The sequence below is a fragment of the Methylococcus sp. ANG genome (genome assembly GCF_040730495.1).
GTDB lineage: Bacteria > Pseudomonadota > Gammaproteobacteria > Methylococcales > Methylococcaceae > Methylococcus.
Window position 1 is genome coordinate 1256761 of the sequence record NZ_CP160399.1, and the last position, 18434, is coordinate 1275194.

The 18434-nt window shown below is 64.9% G+C and carries 17 protein-coding genes and 1 pseudogene; 6 read left to right on the forward strand and 12 right to left on the reverse strand.

The features are described 5' to 3' along the window. The first annotated feature begins 236 nt into the window (after positions 1-236). Positions 237-2162: a tyrosine-type recombinase/integrase gene (locus tag ABZN20_RS05900; protein WP_367027094.1), complete on the forward strand. Its 1926-nt coding sequence runs from the start codon at positions 237-239 to the stop codon at positions 2160-2162. Between the two features lie 27 nt (positions 2163-2189). Here the strand turns inward: ABZN20_RS05900 and ABZN20_RS05905 are convergent, their stop codons facing one another. Next, the gene (locus ABZN20_RS05905; protein WP_367027095.1) at positions 2190-2813 is read right to left on the reverse strand and encodes a LysR family substrate-binding domain-containing protein; all 624 of its coding nucleotides are present in this window, start codon (positions 2811-2813) and stop codon (positions 2190-2192) included. A 104-nt stretch (positions 2814-2917) separates the two neighbouring features. Here ABZN20_RS05905 and ABZN20_RS05910 point away from each other — a divergent pair, with 104 nt between their 5' ends. Beyond that, positions 2918-3217 carry a helix-turn-helix domain-containing protein gene (locus tag ABZN20_RS05910; RefSeq protein ID WP_367027096.1) on the forward strand — a complete coding sequence of 100 codons (300 nt, stop codon included), beginning with the start codon at positions 2918-2920 and terminating at the stop codon, positions 3215-3217. A 66-nt stretch (positions 3218-3283) separates the two neighbouring features. Here ABZN20_RS05910 and glyA read toward each other — a convergent pair whose 3' ends face one another. The 3 genes from glyA to ABZN20_RS05925 all read right to left on the reverse strand — a co-directional run bounded on the left by glyA (position 3284) and on the right by ABZN20_RS05925 (position 7137). Further along, on the reverse strand, positions 3284-4555 hold the full coding sequence (gene glyA, locus ABZN20_RS05915) for a serine hydroxymethyltransferase (protein WP_217980086.1): 1272 nt from the start codon (positions 4553-4555) through the stop codon (positions 3284-3286). 42 nt (positions 4556-4597) lie between these two features. Next, complete coding sequence (locus ABZN20_RS05920; RefSeq protein WP_029578096.1) at positions 4598-5830, reverse strand: aspartate aminotransferase family protein; 1233 nt, start codon at positions 5828-5830, stop codon at positions 4598-4600. Positions 5831-5895: 65 nt separating this feature from the next. Next, the gene (locus ABZN20_RS05925; protein WP_024889558.1) at positions 5896-7137 is read right to left on the reverse strand and encodes a benzoate/H(+) symporter BenE family transporter; all 1242 of its coding nucleotides are present in this window, start codon (positions 7135-7137) and stop codon (positions 5896-5898) included. Between the two features lie 102 nt (positions 7138-7239). On the opposite strand from ABZN20_RS05925, the gene ABZN20_RS05930 reads away from it, so the two are divergent. After that, on the forward strand, positions 7240-8763 hold the full coding sequence (locus ABZN20_RS05930) for a PLP-dependent aminotransferase family protein (RefSeq protein ID WP_124086451.1): 1524 nt from the start codon (positions 7240-7242) through the stop codon (positions 8761-8763). A gap of 202 nt (positions 8764-8965) precedes the next feature. Here ABZN20_RS05930 and ABZN20_RS05935 read toward each other — a convergent pair. The 3 genes and pseudogenes from ABZN20_RS05935 to mobH form a co-directional block, all read right to left on the reverse strand. After that, a pseudogene (locus ABZN20_RS05935) lies at positions 8966-9355 on the reverse strand (transposase); the annotation flags it as partial. Further along, positions 9262-10317 carry a transposase gene (locus ABZN20_RS05940; RefSeq protein ID WP_367025156.1) on the reverse strand — a complete coding sequence of 352 codons (1056 nt, stop codon included), beginning with the start codon at positions 10315-10317 and terminating at the stop codon, positions 9262-9264. The gene ABZN20_RS05940 and the pseudogene ABZN20_RS05935, both read right to left, overlap by 94 nt. A gap of 112 nt (positions 10318-10429) precedes the next feature. Next, positions 10430-12226, reverse strand: a complete 1797-nt coding sequence (mobH, locus tag ABZN20_RS05945; protein ID WP_367027097.1) for a MobH family relaxase — start codon at positions 12224-12226, stop codon at positions 10430-10432. Between the two features lie 349 nt (positions 12227-12575). Here mobH and ABZN20_RS05950 point away from each other — a divergent pair, with 349 nt between their 5' ends. From ABZN20_RS05950 to ABZN20_RS05960, 3 genes are read left to right on the forward strand one after another with little or no spacing between them, the layout of a single operon-like run. Continuing rightward, entirely contained in the window at positions 12576-12794 is a 219-nt protein-coding gene (locus ABZN20_RS05950; protein ID WP_021205410.1) for an AbrB/MazE/SpoVT family DNA-binding domain-containing protein, read from the forward strand. Further along, on the forward strand, positions 12794-13207 hold the full coding sequence (locus tag ABZN20_RS05955; protein ID WP_020649368.1) for a putative toxin-antitoxin system toxin component, PIN family: 414 nt from the start codon (positions 12794-12796) through the stop codon (positions 13205-13207). Before ABZN20_RS05950 ends, ABZN20_RS05955 begins: the two co-directional genes overlap by 1 nt. A 56-nt stretch (positions 13208-13263) precedes the next feature. After that, positions 13264-13635 (forward strand): DUF3742 family protein, encoded by a 372-nt coding sequence (locus ABZN20_RS05960; protein ID WP_031635003.1) that lies wholly within the window; start codon positions 13264-13266, stop codon positions 13633-13635. Positions 13636-13649: 14 nt separating this feature from the next. Here ABZN20_RS05960 and ABZN20_RS05965 read toward each other — a convergent pair whose 3' ends face one another. From ABZN20_RS05965 to ABZN20_RS05985, 5 genes are read right to left on the reverse strand one after another with little or no spacing between them, the layout of a single operon-like run. Continuing rightward, on the reverse strand, positions 13650-15173 hold the full coding sequence (locus ABZN20_RS05965) for a conjugal transfer protein TraG N-terminal domain-containing protein (RefSeq protein ID WP_024889562.1): 1524 nt from the start codon (positions 15171-15173) through the stop codon (positions 13650-13652). 13 nt (positions 15174-15186) lie between these two features. After that, a complete protein-coding gene (locus ABZN20_RS05970) occupies positions 15187-15537 on the reverse strand; it encodes a hypothetical protein (RefSeq protein WP_009618109.1) in 351 nt (116 codons plus the stop codon). Then, positions 15534-16931: an integrating conjugative element protein gene (locus ABZN20_RS05975; protein WP_009618111.1), complete on the reverse strand. Its 1398-nt coding sequence runs from the start codon at positions 16929-16931 to the stop codon at positions 15534-15536. Before ABZN20_RS05975 ends, ABZN20_RS05970 begins: the two co-directional genes overlap by 4 nt. An 11-nt stretch (positions 16932-16942) precedes the next feature. Beyond that, complete coding sequence (locus tag ABZN20_RS05980) at positions 16943-17893, reverse strand: TIGR03756 family integrating conjugative element protein (RefSeq protein WP_031635008.1); 951 nt, start codon at positions 17891-17893, stop codon at positions 16943-16945. Then, positions 17890-18327 (reverse strand): TIGR03757 family integrating conjugative element protein, encoded by a 438-nt coding sequence (locus ABZN20_RS05985; protein WP_279833803.1) that lies wholly within the window; start codon positions 18325-18327, stop codon positions 17890-17892. Before ABZN20_RS05985 ends, ABZN20_RS05980 begins: the two co-directional genes overlap by 4 nt. Positions 18328-18434: the final 107 nt, after the last annotated feature.

Consider the following 18434-nt stretch of genomic DNA (forward strand, 5'->3'; position numbering starts at 1 on the left):
TCAGCTTTCCATGGTGTTCCAAGGACGTCCATGGAGTGTTGCAAGTCATTGTCACGGTTCGGCTTTTCCAGAAAAGCCGTTCCAGTGACGTCCAGCGAAATCCACTGACGGCCGGCCCAAACTGGTACAAAAAGTGGCCCAAACAATGCGCGAACTTCCCCTGCCGCATTGTTGCTGGAGGAGCCGAGGTCCGATGGGAAACATGGCACTCAACTCGCTTTCATGGAGTTGGGATCATGCTTTCAGACCTCATGGCCCGGCAGGCCAAGTCCACCGGCAAGCCATACGCACTGGCCGACTTCGACGGCCTCTATCTCTACGTTTCCGCCATCGGCACCAAGGCTTGGCACTTCCGCTATTCGTGGTTTGGCAAGCGTGAGCGCATCACCCTAGGCAACTATCCGGCGCTTTCCCTGAAGGACGCCCGTGCACTTCGCGATGAAGCCCGATCGCTGCTCGCCAAGGGCGTCAATCCCCACAGCGAACGCAAGCGCAAGCGGCACGCGATCGTCCTGGCCGGCGAGCACACCTTCATGGCCGTCTACGAGCAATGGCTGGCCCATCGCCGGCTCTCGCTGGAGGAAGGACGGCAGACCAGCCTGGAACAGATCGGGCGCGTCTTCAAGAAAGATGTGTTCCCCTCGCTACGGCACCTGACCATCTACGAAATCACCCGCGCGCACCTGCTGGACATCATCGGCAAGGTGGAGAAGCGCGGCTCGCTGTCCGTGGCCGAGAAGCTGAGGACCTGGTTCACCCAGTTGTTCACCTACGCCACGGTGGCGATTCCCAACATGGGCGATAACCCGTCCAGGGACCTGGAAGTGGTCGCGCTGCCGTTGCCGCCTGTCGAACACAACCCGTTCCTGCGCATGCACGAGCTGCCGGTTATGCTGCAGACACTGCGCAAGTACCGCGGGCGCCTGAACACGCAGTTGGGCATCCGGCTGCTGATGCTCACTGGTGTGCGCACCGGCGAGCTTCGCTTCGCCACGCCCGATCAGTTCGACCTCGACCGGGGCCTGTGGGTCATCCCGGTGGCCAGGCTCAAGCAGCGCGCGCTGCTGACCAAGAAGAAGCGCAAGCGTCTCATCGACATCCCGCCCTACATCGTGCCGCTGTCGGTGCAGGCGCAGGAGATCGTTCGCCACCTGTTGGACCAATGCAAGCCTGCCCAGGTCCATCTCATCCCAGGCGACTGGTGCCTGAAGAACCCGATCAGCGAGAACACGCTCAACGCCGCGCTCAAGCGCATGGGCTACGAGGACCAGCTCACGGGGCATGGCATCCGGGCGACGATCTCGACGGCGCTGAACGAACTCGGCTACCCGAAGAAATGGGTGGATGCCCAGCTATCGCATGCCGATCCAGACAAGATCAGCGCGACCTACAACCATGCCGAATACGTCGAGCAACGCCGCGTCATGATGCAGGACTGGGCTGATCGCCTGGACCTGTTCGAGCAGAACCAGGTCGAGGTTGCCAGCCGGCATCTGACCATCACGCTCCAGGGCCTGCCGACCATCGCCGGCCAGGCGGCCGTGCAGCCGCCGGTGGTCGACCTGACCGCGCCGCAGCTGATCGTGACCGCGCCGACGTCCAACCAACCCGAAGCGCCGGCATCGGTGCAGCGGCTGTCGGCCGTGCGCATGCCCGAGTACGCGCGGCCGCGCCTGTCGGAGGTGCAGCGCGGACGCCTGCAGGTGCTGGAGACCTTCGAGGCGCCGCACAACCTCTCGGTGGCGGACTACGCCAAGCTCGCGGGCAAGTCGCGCCGCTGGATCACCTACGAGATCCAGGCCGGCAACCTGCTGTCGATCCACATGGGGCACCGCGGGCAGCGAGTGCCGGACTGGCAGCTCGATCCGCTCAAGCGCAGGCTGGTCCAGTCTGTCCTGAAGCAACTGCCACGGGTCGTCGACACCTGGGACATCTACCACGCACTCCTGCGCTCGTACGAGGCTCTCGGGACACGGCCGGCCATCGAAGCCGTCAACCCAACGAACCTGCACCTTGCCGCGCGGCTGGTGGCCGCACAGTGCATGCAGGCGAGCGAGCCAGTCGTGACGACAGAGTTCCCTGAGCAGGTCCGGCAAAGCGTGCAGCGGCTGGTGCGCGAAGCCGTCGCTGCCGATGCCGCCGAAGTGGCGCCCGGAGACTGATCAAGCCAGGGGCGCGCCGAAGTTCGGTCAGGCGCTTGCCTGGAGCGCGTGGAAGAACGGCTCCAGGCGGGCGCTGCCCGTATCTCGACGGCTCAGGAAGTACGTGGTGAGCGTCAGCGCGCCCTCTTGCAAGGGACGCTGGACAACGCCAAGGGAACGATGGCCCTCAATGCGGGCGGCGGGTGCCAGGCAGACACCGTAGCCGGCGGCCACCAAGGTCATCATCAACCCGAACGATGTGGCCGTCGTGACGGCCGAGGGGACGACGCCGGCTGCCGTCAGCAGTGAGTCGATTTGCCCACAGTAGCCAACACAGTCGCGCCCATCCAGGGCGATCCAATGGTGGTCGGCCGCCTGCTCCAGGGACACTGACGCAAAGGCCAGCAAGGGGTGATGGGCCGACACGGCCAATGCCAGCGCATCGCGCCAGACGGGTCGGACATCGATGCCTTCAGGGGCTGCGGGCGATTGGCAGAGGCCTGCCTCGAAAGCCCCCGCGAGCAGTCCTCGATGCTGATCCTCCAAGCGCTCTTCGTGAAGACGAATCGGGTTGTCCGGATAGCGCCGACGGTGTACCGCCATCGGTACCGACAACCTGGGATAGGCCAGGCAGTCCGACAGGGCAATGTTCAAAGGATCGGAAGCGATCATCGTGTCACCCGCACAACGCCGACACTGGAAAAAAACGCGTGCCATCGTTCAATGAGATAAGTTTAACGTGGTTTAAATTCGCGTGAAACGTGACGCTTCAGTTGATGCAGAAGCGATCAGTGCAACGCGGGAGACCTGCGGGAACAAGAACCTATGAAAGCGAGCCAGCGCGCGCTTTCGGCGTTGCCGTGCGCGAGGCACGGTCCGCGAAGGCGCTGGCGCAGGAGGTGCTGGCGGAACAGGCGGGTATCGCGCGATCGCACATGGGCAAGATCGAGCGCGGCGAGCACATGCCCACGCTAGTGTTGATCCTGCGGATCGCGAAGGGGCTGGGTTGCTCGGCCGCGGCACTGGTGGCTGCGACCGAGGCGCAACTGTCCGAAAAACAGGAAGACGCTGTCTAGGTCGGCGTTGCGTCTCTCACCTACAACGAGGTAGTACGCAGGCGCCGCATTGCCGTCAGTGATTACCTATCGATAGACGGGATGGCGACGGCACAGATCCGCCACCTGCTGTCTTACTCGATCCCGCACGGCAATTAATCCAACACCACCGGTTTCCAATGCATCCAGCACGTCGCACAACCAGCCGGCCAGTTCCTCGCACTCGGCCACGCCGAAGCCGCGCGTGGTCACGGCGGGCGTGCCGATGCGCACGCCAGAGGTCACAAACGGCGAACGCGGGTCGCCCGGCACGCTGTTCTTGTTGGTGGTGATCCAGGCATCGGCCAGCGCCGCGTCCGCATCCTTACCGGTGTAGGGCCTGGCGGACAGGTCGATCAGCATCAGGTGATTGTCGGTACCGCCCGAAACGATTTTGTGGCCGCGCTGCTGGATCACGGCGGCCATGGCGCGAGCGTTCGCCACCACCTGGCGCTGGTAGGCCTTGAATGCAGGTTGCAGCGCCTCCTTGAACGCCACCGCCTTGGCGGCGATAACATGCATCAGCGGCCCGCCCTGGACGCCGGGGAATACGGCGGAGTCGAGCTTTCTGTAAAGGCCCTCGTCCTGCCCTTTCGAGAGAATGATACCGCCACGCGGGCCGCGCAGGGTCTTATGGGTGGTGCTGGTGACCACGTGAGCGTGGGGCAACGGGTCAGGATACTCGCCTGCCGCCACCAGGCCGGCGACATGGGCCATGTCCACCCAGAAGATGGCACCCGCCCTGTCGGCGATGGCGCGCATGCGTGCCCAGTCCTTGTGCCGCGAATAGGCGGAGAAGCCGCCGATCAGCAGTTTCGGCCGTGCCTGCATCGCGATGCGCTCCATCTCGTCGTAGTCAATCAGCCCGGTTAGGGGGTCGAGTCCATAAGGCACGATCTTGTAATGGCGGCCGGAGAAGTTGGATGGGTTACCGTGGGTCAGGTGGCCACCCTGAGCCAAGTTCATGCCCATCACGGTATCGCCGGGATTGGCCAGCGCCAGAAACACGGCTGCGTTGGCCTGGGCGCCGGCATGGGGCTGGACGTTGGCCCAATCACAGTCGAATAGCACCTTGAGCCGCTCGATGGCTAAGCGTTCGGCCACGTCCACATGCTCGCAGCCGCTGTAGTAGCGCTTGCCTGGGTAACCCTCGGCGTACTTGTTGGTGAACACCGAATTCTGGATGGCCATCACCAAAGGGCTCGCGTAGTTCTCGGAGGCGATCAGTTCGACATGATCCTCCTGACGGCGCGCTTCGTGGTGGACTGCCAGGGCAAGTTCCGGGTCGAAATCGGCGAGGGCAACAGAAGTGTCATACATGGTGTGCGTCCTGGTCGGGCGGATAGCGGTTGGGGTTGGACGTCATACGGTGATGTCCATCGGCTGAGCCGGAACAGACCAAACCTCGCAATCAACCAGGTCCGATGAAAGCAGGCGCGCTACACGCACCACGATGTCGTCAATCTGACGCTCGTCGCAAACGAATGGTGGCAATAGCCTGATCACGGTGTCTCGGGTCACGGTGATGAGCAGGCGCTGCTCAGCCAGCGCGCGCCCAACTAGTTCCTTGCAGGGCCGGTCCAGTTCGATACCCACCATCAGTCCCAGGCCGCGAATGGCGAGGACGTGCGGGTGACCTGCCAGCGCCTTGCGCAGGCCCACCAGCAAGCGAGCGCCCAGCACCATGGCGCGCTCGGGCATCCTGTCACGGGCCATGATGTCGAGGACGGTGCAGGCCACCCGGCAAGCCAGCGGATTGCCGCCGAAGGTCGAGCCGTGCTGGCCCGGCGAGAACAGGTCTGCCGCAATACCGCGCGCCAGGCACGCGCCGATGGGAAAGCCATTGCCCAGCGCTTTCGCCAGGGTCACCACATCCGGTGAGATGCCCGCGTGCGCGTATCCGAACCACGCGCCGGTGCGCCCCATGCCGGCCTGGATCTCGTCGAGCATCAGCAACCAGTCCCTCTGGTCGCACAAAGCGCGCAGTTCGCGCAAGTATTCGGCACTGGCCACCCGAATGCCACCCTCGCCCTGTACAGATTCGATCAACACCGCCACGATGTCCGGGGATTGTTCTGCCGCCTGGCGTACCGCGCTGATATCACCGTAGGGAGCACGGAGAAAGCCAGGCAGCAACGGCCCGAAACCCTGCTGGTTGGCCGCGTTGTCTGTGGCGGCGAGCGTGGCCAGCGTGCGGCCATGGAAGGCGTTGCCCATGACTAGGATCTGCGGTCGTGCCACCTGCCTGCGATGGGCATGCAGCCTGGCCAACTTGAGGGCGGTTTCGTTGGCTTCCGCACCCGAGTTGCAGAAGAAGGCGCTTTCCATCCCGGTCAGCGCACACAGGCGTTCCCCCAACTGCTCCTGCCAGTCGATGCGGAACACGTTGGAAGTGTGCAGCAGCGCCCCGGCCTGTTCGGCGATGACGGCCGCGATTTCCGGGTGGGCATGACCCAGGCTGGTAACCGCGACACCGGCAATGGCATCTAGGTACTCCACACCCTGATCGTCCCAGAGCCGCGCGCCGTTACCGCGCACGAAAGAGACAGGTTGGCGGGCGTAGGCGCGCATCAGGTGAGGGGCGGTCGTCTGCATGGGAGATTCCTCGAATTCGGCACGGTTGGCGTAACCGTCAGTCCGTGTGTTGAAAGCCTCGGTCATCACTTCACCCTCTCGTTTGCAGGCGTAGGCGTAATGACCGATGTACGTACCCGCAGCAGCACCCGCCCGTTGAGCACAGCATGCGCCGCCAGCCCTAGCACCAACCCCCAGAACGCCCCGCCAATGCCCAGCAGGGTGATGTTGGCGGCGGCCGCCAGAAACGTGATCAGTGAGGCTTCCCGGGTCCTGGCATCGGACATGGCGGTGGCTAGGCTGCCGCCGATCGTCCCCAGCAGGGCCAGGCCCGCCAGCGTGGTGATGAAGGTCGCCGGGAAGGCCATGAAGACCGCGGCCAACGTCACCCCGAACACGCCGATCAGAACGTAGAACACCCCAGCGGCCATCCCCGCGATCCAACGCCTGGACGGGTCTTCGTGTGCCTCCCGGCCCGTGCAGATGGCGGCGGTGATCGCCGCGATGTTGAAGGCGTGCGAACCGAACGGCGCCATCAGCAGCGAACCCAGGCCCGTGATGGTCACGATGGGGTTGGCGCTGGTCTTGAAGCCGTCATTGCGCAATACCAGCATGCCCGGCATGTACTGCCCGGTCAGGGTAATGAGGAACAGCGGCAACGCCACGCTCAACAAGGCGTTGAGCGAGAACGCGGGCATGGTGAACACCGGCGCGGCCAGTTTCAGGCTCAGTCCCGACAGATCGACGCGGCCCTGCGCCAGCAGGAATACCAATCCCAGCACCAGGATGCCCACCACCGCATAGCGCGCGGAAAAGCGCTTGAACACCAGATAGGCGGCGATCAGCAGTCCCGCCAGCAGCGGATCGACGCTCAAGCCGCCGAAGGCGCCAGTGCCGAATTGCAGCAGGATGCCGGCCAGCAGCCCGGCAGCCACGCCTGGCGGTATCAAACGGATAACGCGCTCGAACCAACCCGACAGGCCCAGCAGCACAAAGGCGGCAGCCGAGATCAGGTATGCCCCGACGGCCTCGGCATAAGGTGTGGTTGCCAGTGCTGTGACCAGAAACGCCGCTGCCGGCGTGGACCAGGCGGTGATGATCGGTTCGCGGGATACCCAGCTCAAAATGATGCCTGTCACGCCCACGCCAATGGAAATCGACCACACCCACGAGGCCGTCAGCTCCGGGCTCAGGCCCGCGACCTTGGCTGCCTGGAACACCAGGATGAAAGTGCCGCCATAGTTGACGATGACCGAAATCAGTCCGGCCACGACGGGATGGGTGAGATCGTTCCAACGAACGGGCGAAGCTGAAGGATCCGACGGCATGATCTGAATTGGGCTCCTGGCATGGGGATGAAATGACCATGAGACGATAGACTTGTAATGGCATGATGTTCCCTACCAATTTCCAGATGAAGTACCTACCAATTGTTCAAGCATGCCCAACTTGAATCCGTCAAAGCCTGGCTCGGCGACCCCGCGCACGGCGCCTTGCCCCTGCATGCACGGGTACAGCGGGCCATTCGCCAGTTGATCCTGGATGGCGCGCTCGATGTAGGCCGCCCCCTGCCCGCGTCGCGCGCGTTGGCGAAGTCGCTGGGGGTGTCCCGCGACACGGTGGAGTCGGCCTATGGCCAGTTGCACGCCGAAGGTTTCATTGAGCGGCGGGTCGGCAGTGGCAGCTTCGTGTCCGAGCAGGCCCGGTGGCTGCCCGGGCGCGGCAGACCACGGCGCACGAGCGTGGATCGCAAGGCACCCCTGCGCCTGAGCCGGCGCGGCGATGCCATGCTCCAGGGCGGCGGCGTGCGCGACTTCCTGATGTCGCGCCCCTTCGCGCCCGGCGTGCCGGAGACGCGCAGCTTTCCGCTGCCAACCTGGGAGCGCTTGCAGCGGCAGGTGTTGAAGGAGTACGGCACCCTGGCGCTGCTGCACAGCCCACCGCAGGGCATGGAGCCGTTGCGACGCGCCATTGCCGCCTACGTCAACCTCGAACGAGGCGCGCAGGCCACACCCGAGCGCGTGCTGGTGCTGACCAGTTCCCAACAGGCCATGACCCTGTGCGCCACCGTGCTGCTCGATGCTGGCGAGCGCATCTTCATCGAAGACCCCGTGTACCACGGGGCGCGCAAGGCATTTGACGCCGCCGGGTTGGATTGCGTGCCCGTGCCGATGGATGACCAAGGCATGCAGATAGCGCACCTGCTGGCAAAGGCGCAGACCCCTTGCAATGCCGCCCGGGCGGTGTTCCTGACGCCCTCGCATCAGTTCCCAACCGGGGCTACGCTGGCGTTGGACCGGCGCCTGGCCGTCATCGAATGGGCCCGCCAGCACCAGGCTTGGATCATCGAGGACGACTACGACAGCGAATTCCACTACGAAGGCAAGCCCACCGCATGCGTACAGGGGCTCGACCCCCACGGCCGCACGATCTACATCGGCACCTTCACCAAGTCGCTGTTCCCCGGCCTGCGCATCGGCTACATGGTGCTGCCGGAGGCTCTGGTGTCGCCCATGACCGTGGCCCGCACCCTGCTGGATGGGCACAGCGCACCGATCCCGCAGCTCACCCTGGCTCGCTTCATCGAGGGTGGGCATTTCGGAGCCCATGTGCGAACCATGCGGGCCGTCTATGCGGAACGCCGCGATGTGCTGGCGCAGCTGGTGCGCCAGCACCTGGCCGACTTCGTGGAGCCCAGGGTGCCCGCTGGCGGGATGCAGATGCCTTGCGTGTTCATCCGCGACATTCCCGAGCGCGAGGCGGTGGAATCGGCACGGCGGGTCGGCATCGACCTGCTGGGGCTGACCGCGCTGCATGCATCGCGCCGCCATGCATCGGGCAGGGATGGGGCCGGTTTCCTCATGGGATTTGCTGCCCATGCACCCCATGAACTGGAGATCGCTGTCAAGAAGCTGGCAAGCGTGCTGCGTGCGCTGTGTCGCCGATCACCATGAGGCGCGCTGGCGCCTTTCGTGCTGCTAGGAGTCTGTCGGACTATGGATTTACTCGGGTCGGGATTCTTGGAATCGAGAATTTTTCGGGGGCATTGGCGGGGTAGTCACCAGCGTTTCGCGTCGATAACTAGACCAAGATGTGCCCCGCCTCCCCCATGGCGGCGCTATTGGTGTGTAACGCTTGGTTTTTACGTGAAGCCTGTCACGCTGCCGCCAACACGTGCATCCGCCTCAGATTGAACGCCATCGCCACCAGCTTCCATTCTCCGGCCACTGCCTCCAAGCCGCGCAGAGAGAACTGGCGGAATCCCAAGACCTGTTTGATGATGCCGAACACCGGCTCCACCGTGGATTTGCGCTTGGCGTAGCGGGCCTTCCCTGCCTTCGTTTTGAGTTTCCAGGCCATCTTCTCCACGGGATCGGTGGTTTCCGGTTCCGGGGCATCCGGAGCCAGGCGTTCCGCCAGCGGCACGTGATGGCTGTCCCGTCCCATCGCGATCAGCGGTTCGATCTGCTGTTCGCAGCAGGCGTGCACGTTGCCGGCGCTGAAGTAGCCCGTGTCGGCCAGCAGGGCTTCGGGCTTCCCCAGGCTTCCGGCAGCTTCTCGATCTCGGCCAGCATCGGTTCGACCTGCTGCTTGTCGTTGGTCTGCTGACTGACGGTAGTGGCGACGATCAACATCGTCTCCACATCCACCGCAGCCTGGCTGTTATAGCCCTGGAGGAAACCCGCGTGGCTCGGCATGATGCGGGATTCCTCGTCGGTCAGATTGATCTGGTCGCTGGCCTTCGGCCCGGTTTCCGGCGGCTTCGGCTCCTGCCCACGTGGCTTCTTGCCCGCCTGCCGCTGGCCTTCGCGACGGGCTACCTTGGCTTCATAGTCCTGCTGCGCCCGGGCATCGCGCTCCGCGACCCGCTCCACGATCTTGGCCTTCGCCTCCGCCAGGGCCTTCAGCCGATCCTGCCGCCGCGCCAACTCCTCTGGCAGGTCGATGCCGTCCGGCTCCTCCGCCCCGTCGGCCTCCGCCGCCTTCTGCAACAAGGCCTGCACCTCCTCCCGCAACTGCGCTTCCAACTTCTCGATGTGGCCATGAGACAAGGCCTTGTGCTTGGAGGCGTTGGCCTTAATCTTGGTCCCGTCCAGGGAAATCTGCCCGAGCCTCACCAGCTTCATCGCCTGCGCCAGGCTCAAGACCTGAACGAACAGGTCCTCCAGCTCCCCCAGAAAGGTCTTGCGAAAGTGGGCCAGGGTGTCATGATCGGGATGGGTTTCCGCCGACAGAAAGCGGAAGGCCACCGAATCGTAGGTGGCCCGCTCAATCTTGCGGCTGGAGAACACCCCGGTGGCATAACCATAAACCAGCAGGGCCAGTAGTACCGACGGATGGTGCGCCGCCGACCCGCGCCCCGAGTAGCGGCTCGTCAGTCGACTTAAATCCAGCTGATCGATGACCTCGACGAGGAACCGTGCCAGGTGGTTGGCTGGCAGCCATTCGTCAACCGAGGGCGGTAGCAGATACTGCTGGTGGCGATTGACGGGGATGAAGCGGCTCATCGGGTCTCACCTTGTCGCGATCTATCCGGAATAGGCCGCTATGTTAACGGAAACAGCGGACTTCCGCCCCTCCAATCCGGTTCGAACCAGAACCGGAAAGTCCGACAGACTCCTAGCTCCGCGTCAGGGACAGGTAGGGGTTGTCCGGCGGGACTTCCGCGAACAATGTCGAAGGCGTCGCCAACAGATAGCCGTGCAACCGCCGCGACTTGCGCGGCCCGGTGACTTCGCAGGTCCAGATGTTCAGGCCGCTGTCCTGTTTGCGGTGCAGTCCCAGCTTCTCGAAGCGCTTCTGCACCCATTGCCAGTCGTGCAGATTGTCCTGCCGGGCCAGCACCTGGATCTCCGGATGTTCCTGCACGTAGCGCTGGAAAACGCCGGGGCTGACCAGGTACGCCGTGCCATCGACGGTATGCACCAGTGCGTTCGCATCGTTGATGATGAGCTTGCGCGATTCGATGCCTTGCTTGAGCCAGGCAATGAAGTCTTCCCCGGACGGCGTGGCCTTGGTGGGAGCCGGCATGGTGGCAGGACTGGTCGGCGACAAATGAGTCACTGCCGCAGTTGCGGCGGCGGATGATGATGGCGGTTCCGCGCTGGCGGACGATGCACTGGTGGTGGCTGCGTCGGACGCATCAAGCATCGACAGCAGATCGGAGACCGGGTCCGCGATCCCGGCCGGGGAATCCGCCACCCCAGGGGACGGTGAGGTGGCCGGGATGCCGGCGGAGGCCGGCGCTGCCTCATCGCCAGGGAGGGCCTCTTCCGTCGTGACCGTGCCGGCGAACGGTGGGGGACGCTCGCCGGACTCCCAGATCAAGGCCGGCGACAGGCGCAGGAAGGTAAAGCTGTGCGACCAGCCGGTGCCGCTCGTAACGGTGGCCCGCCAGATCGCCTTCCCATCCGGGGCGGGCTGCACGATCCCATGGTCCTGGAGCACCGTGAAGACGGCGGTGTTGTTCGATGGAATGCCTTCGATGCCCTGCGATAGGAGGTGCGCGCGCAGCTTGTCGCTGACCGTCTTGCTGACGAGCCAGAGTGCCTCCGGGGTCAGCCATCCATCCGACGGGCCGCCAGGCTGGTTCAGCTTGAATTCCTCGCGCAGCAGGTAGCGCAGGCCATCCAGCAGCTTGCGCTGCAACGCATGCTTCGGCGCCGCCATCGCCCTGGCCGGATCACCGCCGAGCGCCAGGGCCACCGATGCCTGGTCAGCCTTGACGACCAGCTCTCCAAGCGTGCCGGCATGCTCGTACTGGCCCGCCAGCACGTACAGCAGCGCCGACCACAGGTCCTGGTAGTCGCTCAGCCAGTCGAGGATGCCGGCATCGAGCACACGGGTGTAGAGCAGTCCCGTGGCGGCGCCATGCAGCCGGTACTCGCGATCCGTCCGGTAACGAAAGCGGTACGGCTGCCGCAGCGGCCCGTGCCAGGGGTGCCAGACCAGGCCATCGGCCTGCTCGACGTGCAGGTCGACCGCGATCTTGCCAATGTCGTGCAGCAACGCGGCGTAGGCGGTCCCGGCGGCCCAGGCCTCGGCTTGCGCGGCCTGGGCCTCGGGCGAGGCGCCGGCCGGAAGCAAGTGGGACTGCCTCAGTTTGAGCGCGTAGGCCACGATCTCCAGGCCGTGGTCCAGCATGCCGCCCGGCCATGCATGGTGATACGCCTCCGAGGCCGGGAACTGCTGGACCAGCTCGGCGTAGCGCTCCAGCGGCGCGAGGTACAGCGAGCGGAACTGCCGACGCGACAGCGAGGTGCGCTGCCAGATGTGTTCCAGCAGCCGCTGCCGGCGCGGCTCCGCCAGCAGCGCTGCGGCCGACTGCGGTGGCGTCAGCCCTTTGGCAGGCTCGGCAGGAGGTGGCGCGGCGGCGGTGGCCAGCGGCACCCGTTTGCGCTGGAACAGCGAAAGCATGGCGACATCCTGGTGATGGGCTGGCCGGAGGAGCCTTTTGGCCTTTTCGGGTAAGGCCTTTCCCCTTGAGGCCATTCCCTTGCTCCATCCCCAGCCCTTTGGCCTTCGACAAGCCCTTTGATATAGGGGCAGTCGGCTTCGTGTGCCGCAATCAATGCGGAGCCGGTGCGCTCCAGGATCGAGCGGAACAGGCACTGTGTTTTCACCAGATCAGTCCGTTTCAACCGGCGCTGAAAGCGCAGCAGGCCCTGAAAGCGCAGCAGGCCCTGAAACCCCTGCGCCCGAAGGCATGCTTGTCGAGAATGAAGTAAGGAAGTAAGATTTCCTTTGAAACTTATGGAGGCCTCCCATGCTTGCCAAGCTCACATCGAAAAATCAGATCACGCTGCCCAAGGCGGCCGTGTCCGGCGTGGATGCGGCGGAGTACTTCGACGTCACCGTCGAGGGCGGTCGGATCGTCCTGACCCCCGTGCGCGTCCAGAAGGCACAGGCTGTGCGCGAGAAGCTGGAGCAACTCGGGATTACCGAGCAGGACGTTGAGGATGCCGTGGCCTGGGCACGGCAGTGATGCGCAGGGTCGTCCTCGACACCAACATCGTGCTGTCGGCGCTGATCTTCAGTGCCGGACGCCTGGCCTGGATACGCCACGCCTGGCAGCACCAGCAGTTGCAGCCGCTGGTCTGCCGGGAGACGGCCAGTGAACTCCTGCGCGTCCTGGCCTATCCCAAGTTCAAGCTGTCGACCTCGGAACAGCAGGAGTTGCTGGCGGACTTTCTGCCCTACGCCGATGTGGTGGAACTGCCTGCGCCATGGCCAGACCTGCCGGTCTGCCGCGACAAGAAGGACCAGGTGTTCCTGGTGCTCGCGCATGTCGGCAAGGCGGATGCGTTGATCACGGGGGATGCGGATATTCTCGCCATGCGAGAGGACTTTCCCGGCTTGATCATGACCGCCGAAGCATTCGCGGCGCGGCAGGCATGAAGGAAACAGGCACGGCCTTGCCCAACGACCGTGGAACGACCATGAGGTAGCCAACCATGAAGCACACCGCACGCATGACCACCGCAGCGCGACTCGGCCGCTGGCTGGGCGGTGTATGGGGCGTTTGCCTCCGCGCGGAGCGTCGGGCGCATCGGTGGCTGATGGCACAGGGACTGCCGGCAGGCGGTGCAAGGGTGCTGATCTGGGTGGTCAAGCTGGCGACCCTTGGGGTGTTGCTGTACGTCACGGTCTGGGCGGCGCTGTTGCTGGTCGCTCTCTTTGTGGCAGCCAGGATGGCGGAGCAAGCGCCGCAAGGTGACGATGATTTCCTCGGACGCAAGGCCGAAGAGCTGGATCATCGCGAAAGCCTTGCCTACGACCCCATCAACTACAGCGATGACCCAGATCCACGATTCGAAGACGATTGAACCGGCGGTTGGAGCTATTTCTGCTTGGCCGCACCGATCATCAAGCCGCCGCCCCTGCCACCGGCTTGTCCGGCATCCCGCGTGCCAGTACTCAATCCTTGAAGCACGTTGCCTGCACGGATACCAGCCCAGGCCAATGCCGCCACCCAGAACGTGGGCAAGATCAAAAACATCGTGGCCATCACGAAGTTCAGCAGCATGTCTCCGAAGGTGTTGTTGAGGCCCACCAGCGGATCGAAGTTCGTGTGCGGCCGGTTCCAGCCCCACCCCCAGCCGTAGAGTGCATCGAGGATCGTCGAGTCGATCCAGCGGGCGAGCTGAAACCAGAATTCGGTGAAGAACAGCGCGAACTGCACCACGCTCACCGTGACCACGGTCTTGAGGTCATAGGTGCCGGTCAGCATCACCAGCGGGATGCAGATGACCAGCGCCATCTTGAGCAGGGACAGCACCATCGGCAGCGCCTGCCGCACCACGTCCATCGCCGGGAAATAGCCCAGTGATCCGACGGTCAGCCCCACGTCGCTGGCGGCGCGGGTGACGATATTGGGCAGCGTCATGTCGATCTGGCCACCGTAGTCCGTGTAGACCGCCCCCTGGTTGAGCTTCTGCTGGCGAGGGCTTGCGACGGCGCGGATCACCGAGTCGTTGACCTCGGACTGGCTCAGGAAGCCCGCCCAGCCGACCAGTCGCGTCAGCAGGCTGGGATCGACCTGGGCCAGCAGTCGTGCCCGCAGGCCGTGGTCGCCGTCGGACCACCACTGCCGGCAGGTCGGGTAGCCGCCCCCGCCGGGCACCTGGGCCAGGCCGGCGTCGCGCGTGGCGTCGAACGGCCAGGCATCGCGCGGAGTCCTGGAGCGGTAGCTGTCGTAGAAGCCGGCGGTGCCGACGAAGTAGCTGGAGCCGATCCAGGTGACGTCGTGCATCTGCTCCTCGCTCAGGCTGGGCCGGGTCATGAACAGCTTGGCGCGGGCGGGGCCGTAGCAGTCGCGGGTGAAGTCGCTGATCTCCTGGGCCAGCACCGGGTCGTCGATGCGGGTCGCGTCGATGTCCATGCGGATCTGCCGCAGGTCGGTGCCGCAAGGAATGGCCGCGACCGAAGCGCCGGTGATCGCGCGCGAGATCGCGTGCATGGCGAACCACCACACCGGCACCTTGGCCGACTGGTTGTTGATCGTGCTAAACGATTGCGACCAGCCCGTATCGGTCGGCTCTGGGACATTTACTTGGCATTGGGTCGAACGCGAACGGTCGTACTTGATGGTGTTGAAATCGACGTCGATGAAGGGAATGCCCGCGAACATGATCACCACGATGGCGACGAAGACGCGGTTCTCGATGCGAGCCGAGGACAGCACGCCCTTGTTGCCTTCGTCCGCGCCTTCCGCGCGGGCCTTCAACCATTCCTGGATGACGATCGCCAGGAACGGGACGGCGAACACGCCGCTGGCGACCAGCACCGACCAGATGCCGTTGTGGACCACCCAGGACACCAGCGTCAGGTAGTACTCCAGGTAGTCGGTGGTGTACAGCGTCATGGCGAACCTCGCGCTACCGTGCCTGCATCAGCAGGCTGGCTTCCAGCACGATCACGGCGACGATGGCCGCAACCTCCGCGCGCAGCAGCCGTTGCCCGGCAGCGCGCTCCGGTTCCCGCGCGCGCAGGCGACGTCGCATCCAGAGCCAACCCCAGGCGGTGGCGGCGTAGAGCAACAACCGCCAGGCCAGGAAGGCCCCGGATTGCGCCGCCATCCAGCGCTGCCAGCCCTCGATGCCGCCCGCGATGCGGATGCCGACCACATTGACGGCGGTCGCGGCGATCAGCAGCGACACCGCCCACACCAGCACCAGAATGGCACGCCGGCTGGACAGCCAGCGCAGGCACCGCCCCACGGTATTCATGGATGGCTTCCGCCAGACGGCGGCCGCTGCAGTTCATCGACCCGATTGCGCACCGGGTCACCCTCGTAGATGCCACGCGCACCGGCGGCGCGGGTGCTGTGGCGCTGGATGATCGCCATCGGCGAATTGCTGGCCAGTTCGCGGCGCAGCTCCAGCTCTGCTTTCAGGTTGTGAATCTCGCGATCGAGGATGTCGCTTTCGTGGGTGACGGCCTTCTGGGCCAGTTCGTTGGCGGCCACGTTGGGCTCCTTGCGCCCGGTCAGCAGCGTGCGTTGCAGCAGCAGCGCCTTCTCCAGCACGCTGGCCAGCGCAACCTCCGAGGCCAGGCGCCGAGCCAGGATGTCCTGGTCCGTCTCGTCGCGCAGCGCCTCGATCACGCCACGGGTGATGGGCAGCGACGCGCTACTCGCAGCCTGCAGGTTCTGCGCCGTGGTCGGACGGCTGCCGGCGACCAGCTCCTGCAGGGCCTGCAGCTTGTCCTCGTATTCCTCCTGAATCAGCGGGGTCAGGCCAACGCCCGGCGTGGTGACGGTCTTGGTGCATGCATCGCAGGTGCGCTGCTCCTGCTCGCCCAGCACGCGAATGGCCCAGGCTGCGGCGGCATCGGGCGAACTCCAGGTCTGGCATGCCAGGTTGCCGCTGCAACTGGCTTGCGGAATCGAACTGGCATCGCCGACGCCACGGCCATTGAGCAGGTTGTAGCCGGCGCGGGTCACGTCGCCGACCACACGCACCGGACGTTGGCCCGCGCCGCCAGCGTTGTCTCCGCCGACCCACGGCACGCCATTGTTGCCACGGTTCGCCTCGGCGTCGTCGATCGCTGAGACCGCATCGGTGCTCGCGACGGCCTGCTTCAGCGCCATGCCTTCGGCGAGCTGGTCCCAGCCGAGCTGCCCACCCGCCATGTCGGCCATGCGATTGGCGATGGCACGGCAGGTCAGCTTGCTGCGATCGAAATCCAGCCTGGCTTGCAGCACCCCATTGGTCAACAGGTTGTACAGCCCTGGATCGGCGCGCTGGATGATCAAGGCGGGCAGCGACGCCACGGCAGCGGTGGCGTTCTGGATCACCGAGGACATGATGGCCTGGAAGCCATTGGTGATGCCGTTCAACTGGTTCTGCAGCGTGGTGGTGATGCTCATGTCGCCACAGATCAGGTTGCTGTTCCAGCCGACGCCAACGCCGATGGAGTGCATGTTGGCCGCACCGCTCATGGACACCGCGCGGCCGCCCCCAATGCTGTAGAGCACGTCGTCGCCTATCACGCTGCCTTGATGCTGGACGCCGTACTCGTTGACGCTGGTCTGCGCCCCGGCGCTGGAGTAGCACAACGCTGCGACAACGGCCAATGCGACGTACAGAAATCGACGGGCGCTCGGAAATGAAGTCGTCATGGCATCGGGTCTCACAGGAAATCGACGCTGCCGAGGAACACCTGGCCGCGGCGCTGGCAGCAGCTATAAGGACGCCACAATGCCCAGGCGTAGTCGCCTTGCCGGGCCTGCACCTTGGCATTGCCGTGGGGGAATACCGCGCAACTGCTGGACAGCGTGGGGGTCAGCTCCTGCCACTTGCCCGTGGCGGCATCGGTTTCCATCAGGGCGCCGGCCGGCCAGTAGCCATCGCGCGAACTGGCGAGCAGCGGTTGGTAGACGTGGATCTGGTTGCGGCGCGTCACGATGTCACCCGCGCGCTGGGCGACCACGGCTGCGGCCTTGTGGTCATCCACCTGGTGCAGGAAGCCGCCACGCGGATAGACGTTGCCCCAGAGATTCATGGCCGTGCGCGTGCCGATCTCGCGCCGGCCGGGAATCAGTGCTTCCGGATACAGCGCCTCGGGGATGTTGTAGCGCCATGCCAGCGTGTCGAGCGTGCTCAGTAGATAGGGCATGAAGGCGGTGCCTGCGCCCTCGCAGGTGTAGCCGGACGCGCTGGCGAACTGGCTGAACACATGGCCACCGGGATGGCCGATGACGTCGGCGTTCTTGAACTTCGCCAGGTTGTTCTCGTGATCCTCGTTGGTGGTGCCGTCGCCGCCGGCCTTCGCGGTCGGGTTCGGCAGGCTCATCGCCCGCACCTCGACCCAAGGGTTCTCGCCGGTGTTCGAGTAGCTCGACACCACGGCATCCGGGATGTAGTGGCGCACCTTGACCGAGGTGCGCACGGTGCATCCCGTCCAGGTGCAATAGAGCCAGTAGCAGATGCCGGTGACGCGGTACTCCAGGCAATCCGGCGACAGGGTGGAGGCCACGATGGTGGCGGTGTTCAGTGCAAAGGACGATGCGGAACACCCCAGCAACAGCGCTGCGATGGCCAACCGCTGGCGCCGGGATGGTGCGAACGGACGCCTCGTCATGGCTGCGTCCTCCGGTATTGGTCGATGCGGGAAACCGCACGGGCCACGTCCTTCTCGCCATAGACCACGTATCGGCGATCCACCACGATGGCCGGAACCTTGGCGACGCCAAGGCTCCAGGCATCGGCAACGCCCTGGTAGGCGGTGCCGATCCTTCGCTGCAGGTCTGTACCGCCCAGCTTCAGGCGTTGCTGGACGATGGCGCTGGCGCGCTCAGGATCGGTGGGCAGGTTGTCGGCCAGCTCCGCTTCGAGCACCGCGGCCGCGTCCAAGATGAGGTGTCGGTCAGCCTGGCCAAGGACCGGATGATGCGAGTCGGTAACGACCCATACTTCCGCTGCGGCGGCGCGGGTGGCCAACGTCAGGATGGCAATGCCCGCAGCAAGCCATGCTGGGCGGGTGCGAGTGGCATGAGGAACAGCGCAAGAGTCCATGAGACAACACCGGAGGGAAGCCAATCCGGTGACAGTCGAACCGAAATCCGGCTTCGACACGACAAACAATCCGGAGACCGCCTCATCCCGTTTTCGCCATCCCTGTC

What these genes read in the sequence shown, in the direction of transcription:
- ABZN20_RS05980 (WP_031635008.1), bottom strand. Translation starts at nt 17,893, where the DNA reads ATGACGAGGCGTCCGTTCGCACCATCCCGGCGCCAGCGGTTGGCCATC.
- ABZN20_RS05955 (WP_020649368.1), top strand. Translation starts at nt 12,794, where the DNA reads ATGCGCAGGGTCGTCCTCGACACCAACATCGTGCTGTCGGCGCTGATC.
- ABZN20_RS05960 (WP_031635003.1), top strand. Translation starts at nt 13,264, where the DNA reads ATGAAGCACACCGCACGCATGACCACCGCAGCGCGACTCGGCCGCTGG.
- ABZN20_RS05975 (WP_009618111.1), bottom strand. Translation starts at nt 16,931, where the DNA reads ATGACGACTTCATTTCCGAGCGCCCGTCGATTTCTGTACGTCGCATTG.
- ABZN20_RS05965 (WP_024889562.1), bottom strand. Translation starts at nt 15,173, where the DNA reads ATGACGCTGTACACCACCGACTACCTGGAGTACTACCTGACGCTGGTG.
- ABZN20_RS05905 (WP_367027095.1), bottom strand. Translation starts at nt 2,813, where the DNA reads ATGATCGCTTCCGATCCTTTGAACATTGCCCTGTCGGACTGCCTGGCC.
- ABZN20_RS05940 (WP_367025156.1), bottom strand. Translation starts at nt 10,317, where the DNA reads ATGAGCCGCTTCATCCCCGTCAATCGCCACCAGCAGTATCTGCTACCG.
- ABZN20_RS05920 (WP_029578096.1), bottom strand. Translation starts at nt 5,830, where the DNA reads ATGCAGACGACCGCCCCTCACCTGATGCGCGCCTACGCCCGCCAACCT.
- glyA (WP_217980086.1), bottom strand. Translation starts at nt 4,555, where the DNA reads ATGTATGACACTTCTGTTGCCCTCGCCGATTTCGACCCGGAACTTGCC.
- ABZN20_RS05900 (WP_367027094.1), top strand. Translation starts at nt 237, where the DNA reads ATGCTTTCAGACCTCATGGCCCGGCAGGCCAAGTCCACCGGCAAGCCA.
- mobH (WP_367027097.1), bottom strand. Translation starts at nt 12,226, where the DNA reads ATGCTTTCGCTGTTCCAGCGCAAACGGGTGCCGCTGGCCACCGCCGCC.
- ABZN20_RS05970 (WP_009618109.1), bottom strand. Translation starts at nt 15,537, where the DNA reads ATGAATACCGTGGGGCGGTGCCTGCGCTGGCTGTCCAGCCGGCGTGCC.
- ABZN20_RS05910 (WP_367027096.1), top strand. Translation starts at nt 2,918, where the DNA reads ATGCAGAAGCGATCAGTGCAACGCGGGAGACCTGCGGGAACAAGAACC.
- ABZN20_RS05925 (WP_024889558.1), bottom strand. Translation starts at nt 7,137, where the DNA reads ATGCCGTCGGATCCTTCAGCTTCGCCCGTTCGTTGGAACGATCTCACC.
- ABZN20_RS05950 (WP_021205410.1), top strand. Translation starts at nt 12,576, where the DNA reads ATGCTTGCCAAGCTCACATCGAAAAATCAGATCACGCTGCCCAAGGCG.
- ABZN20_RS05985 (WP_279833803.1), bottom strand. Translation starts at nt 18,327, where the DNA reads ATGGACTCTTGCGCTGTTCCTCATGCCACTCGCACCCGCCCAGCATGG.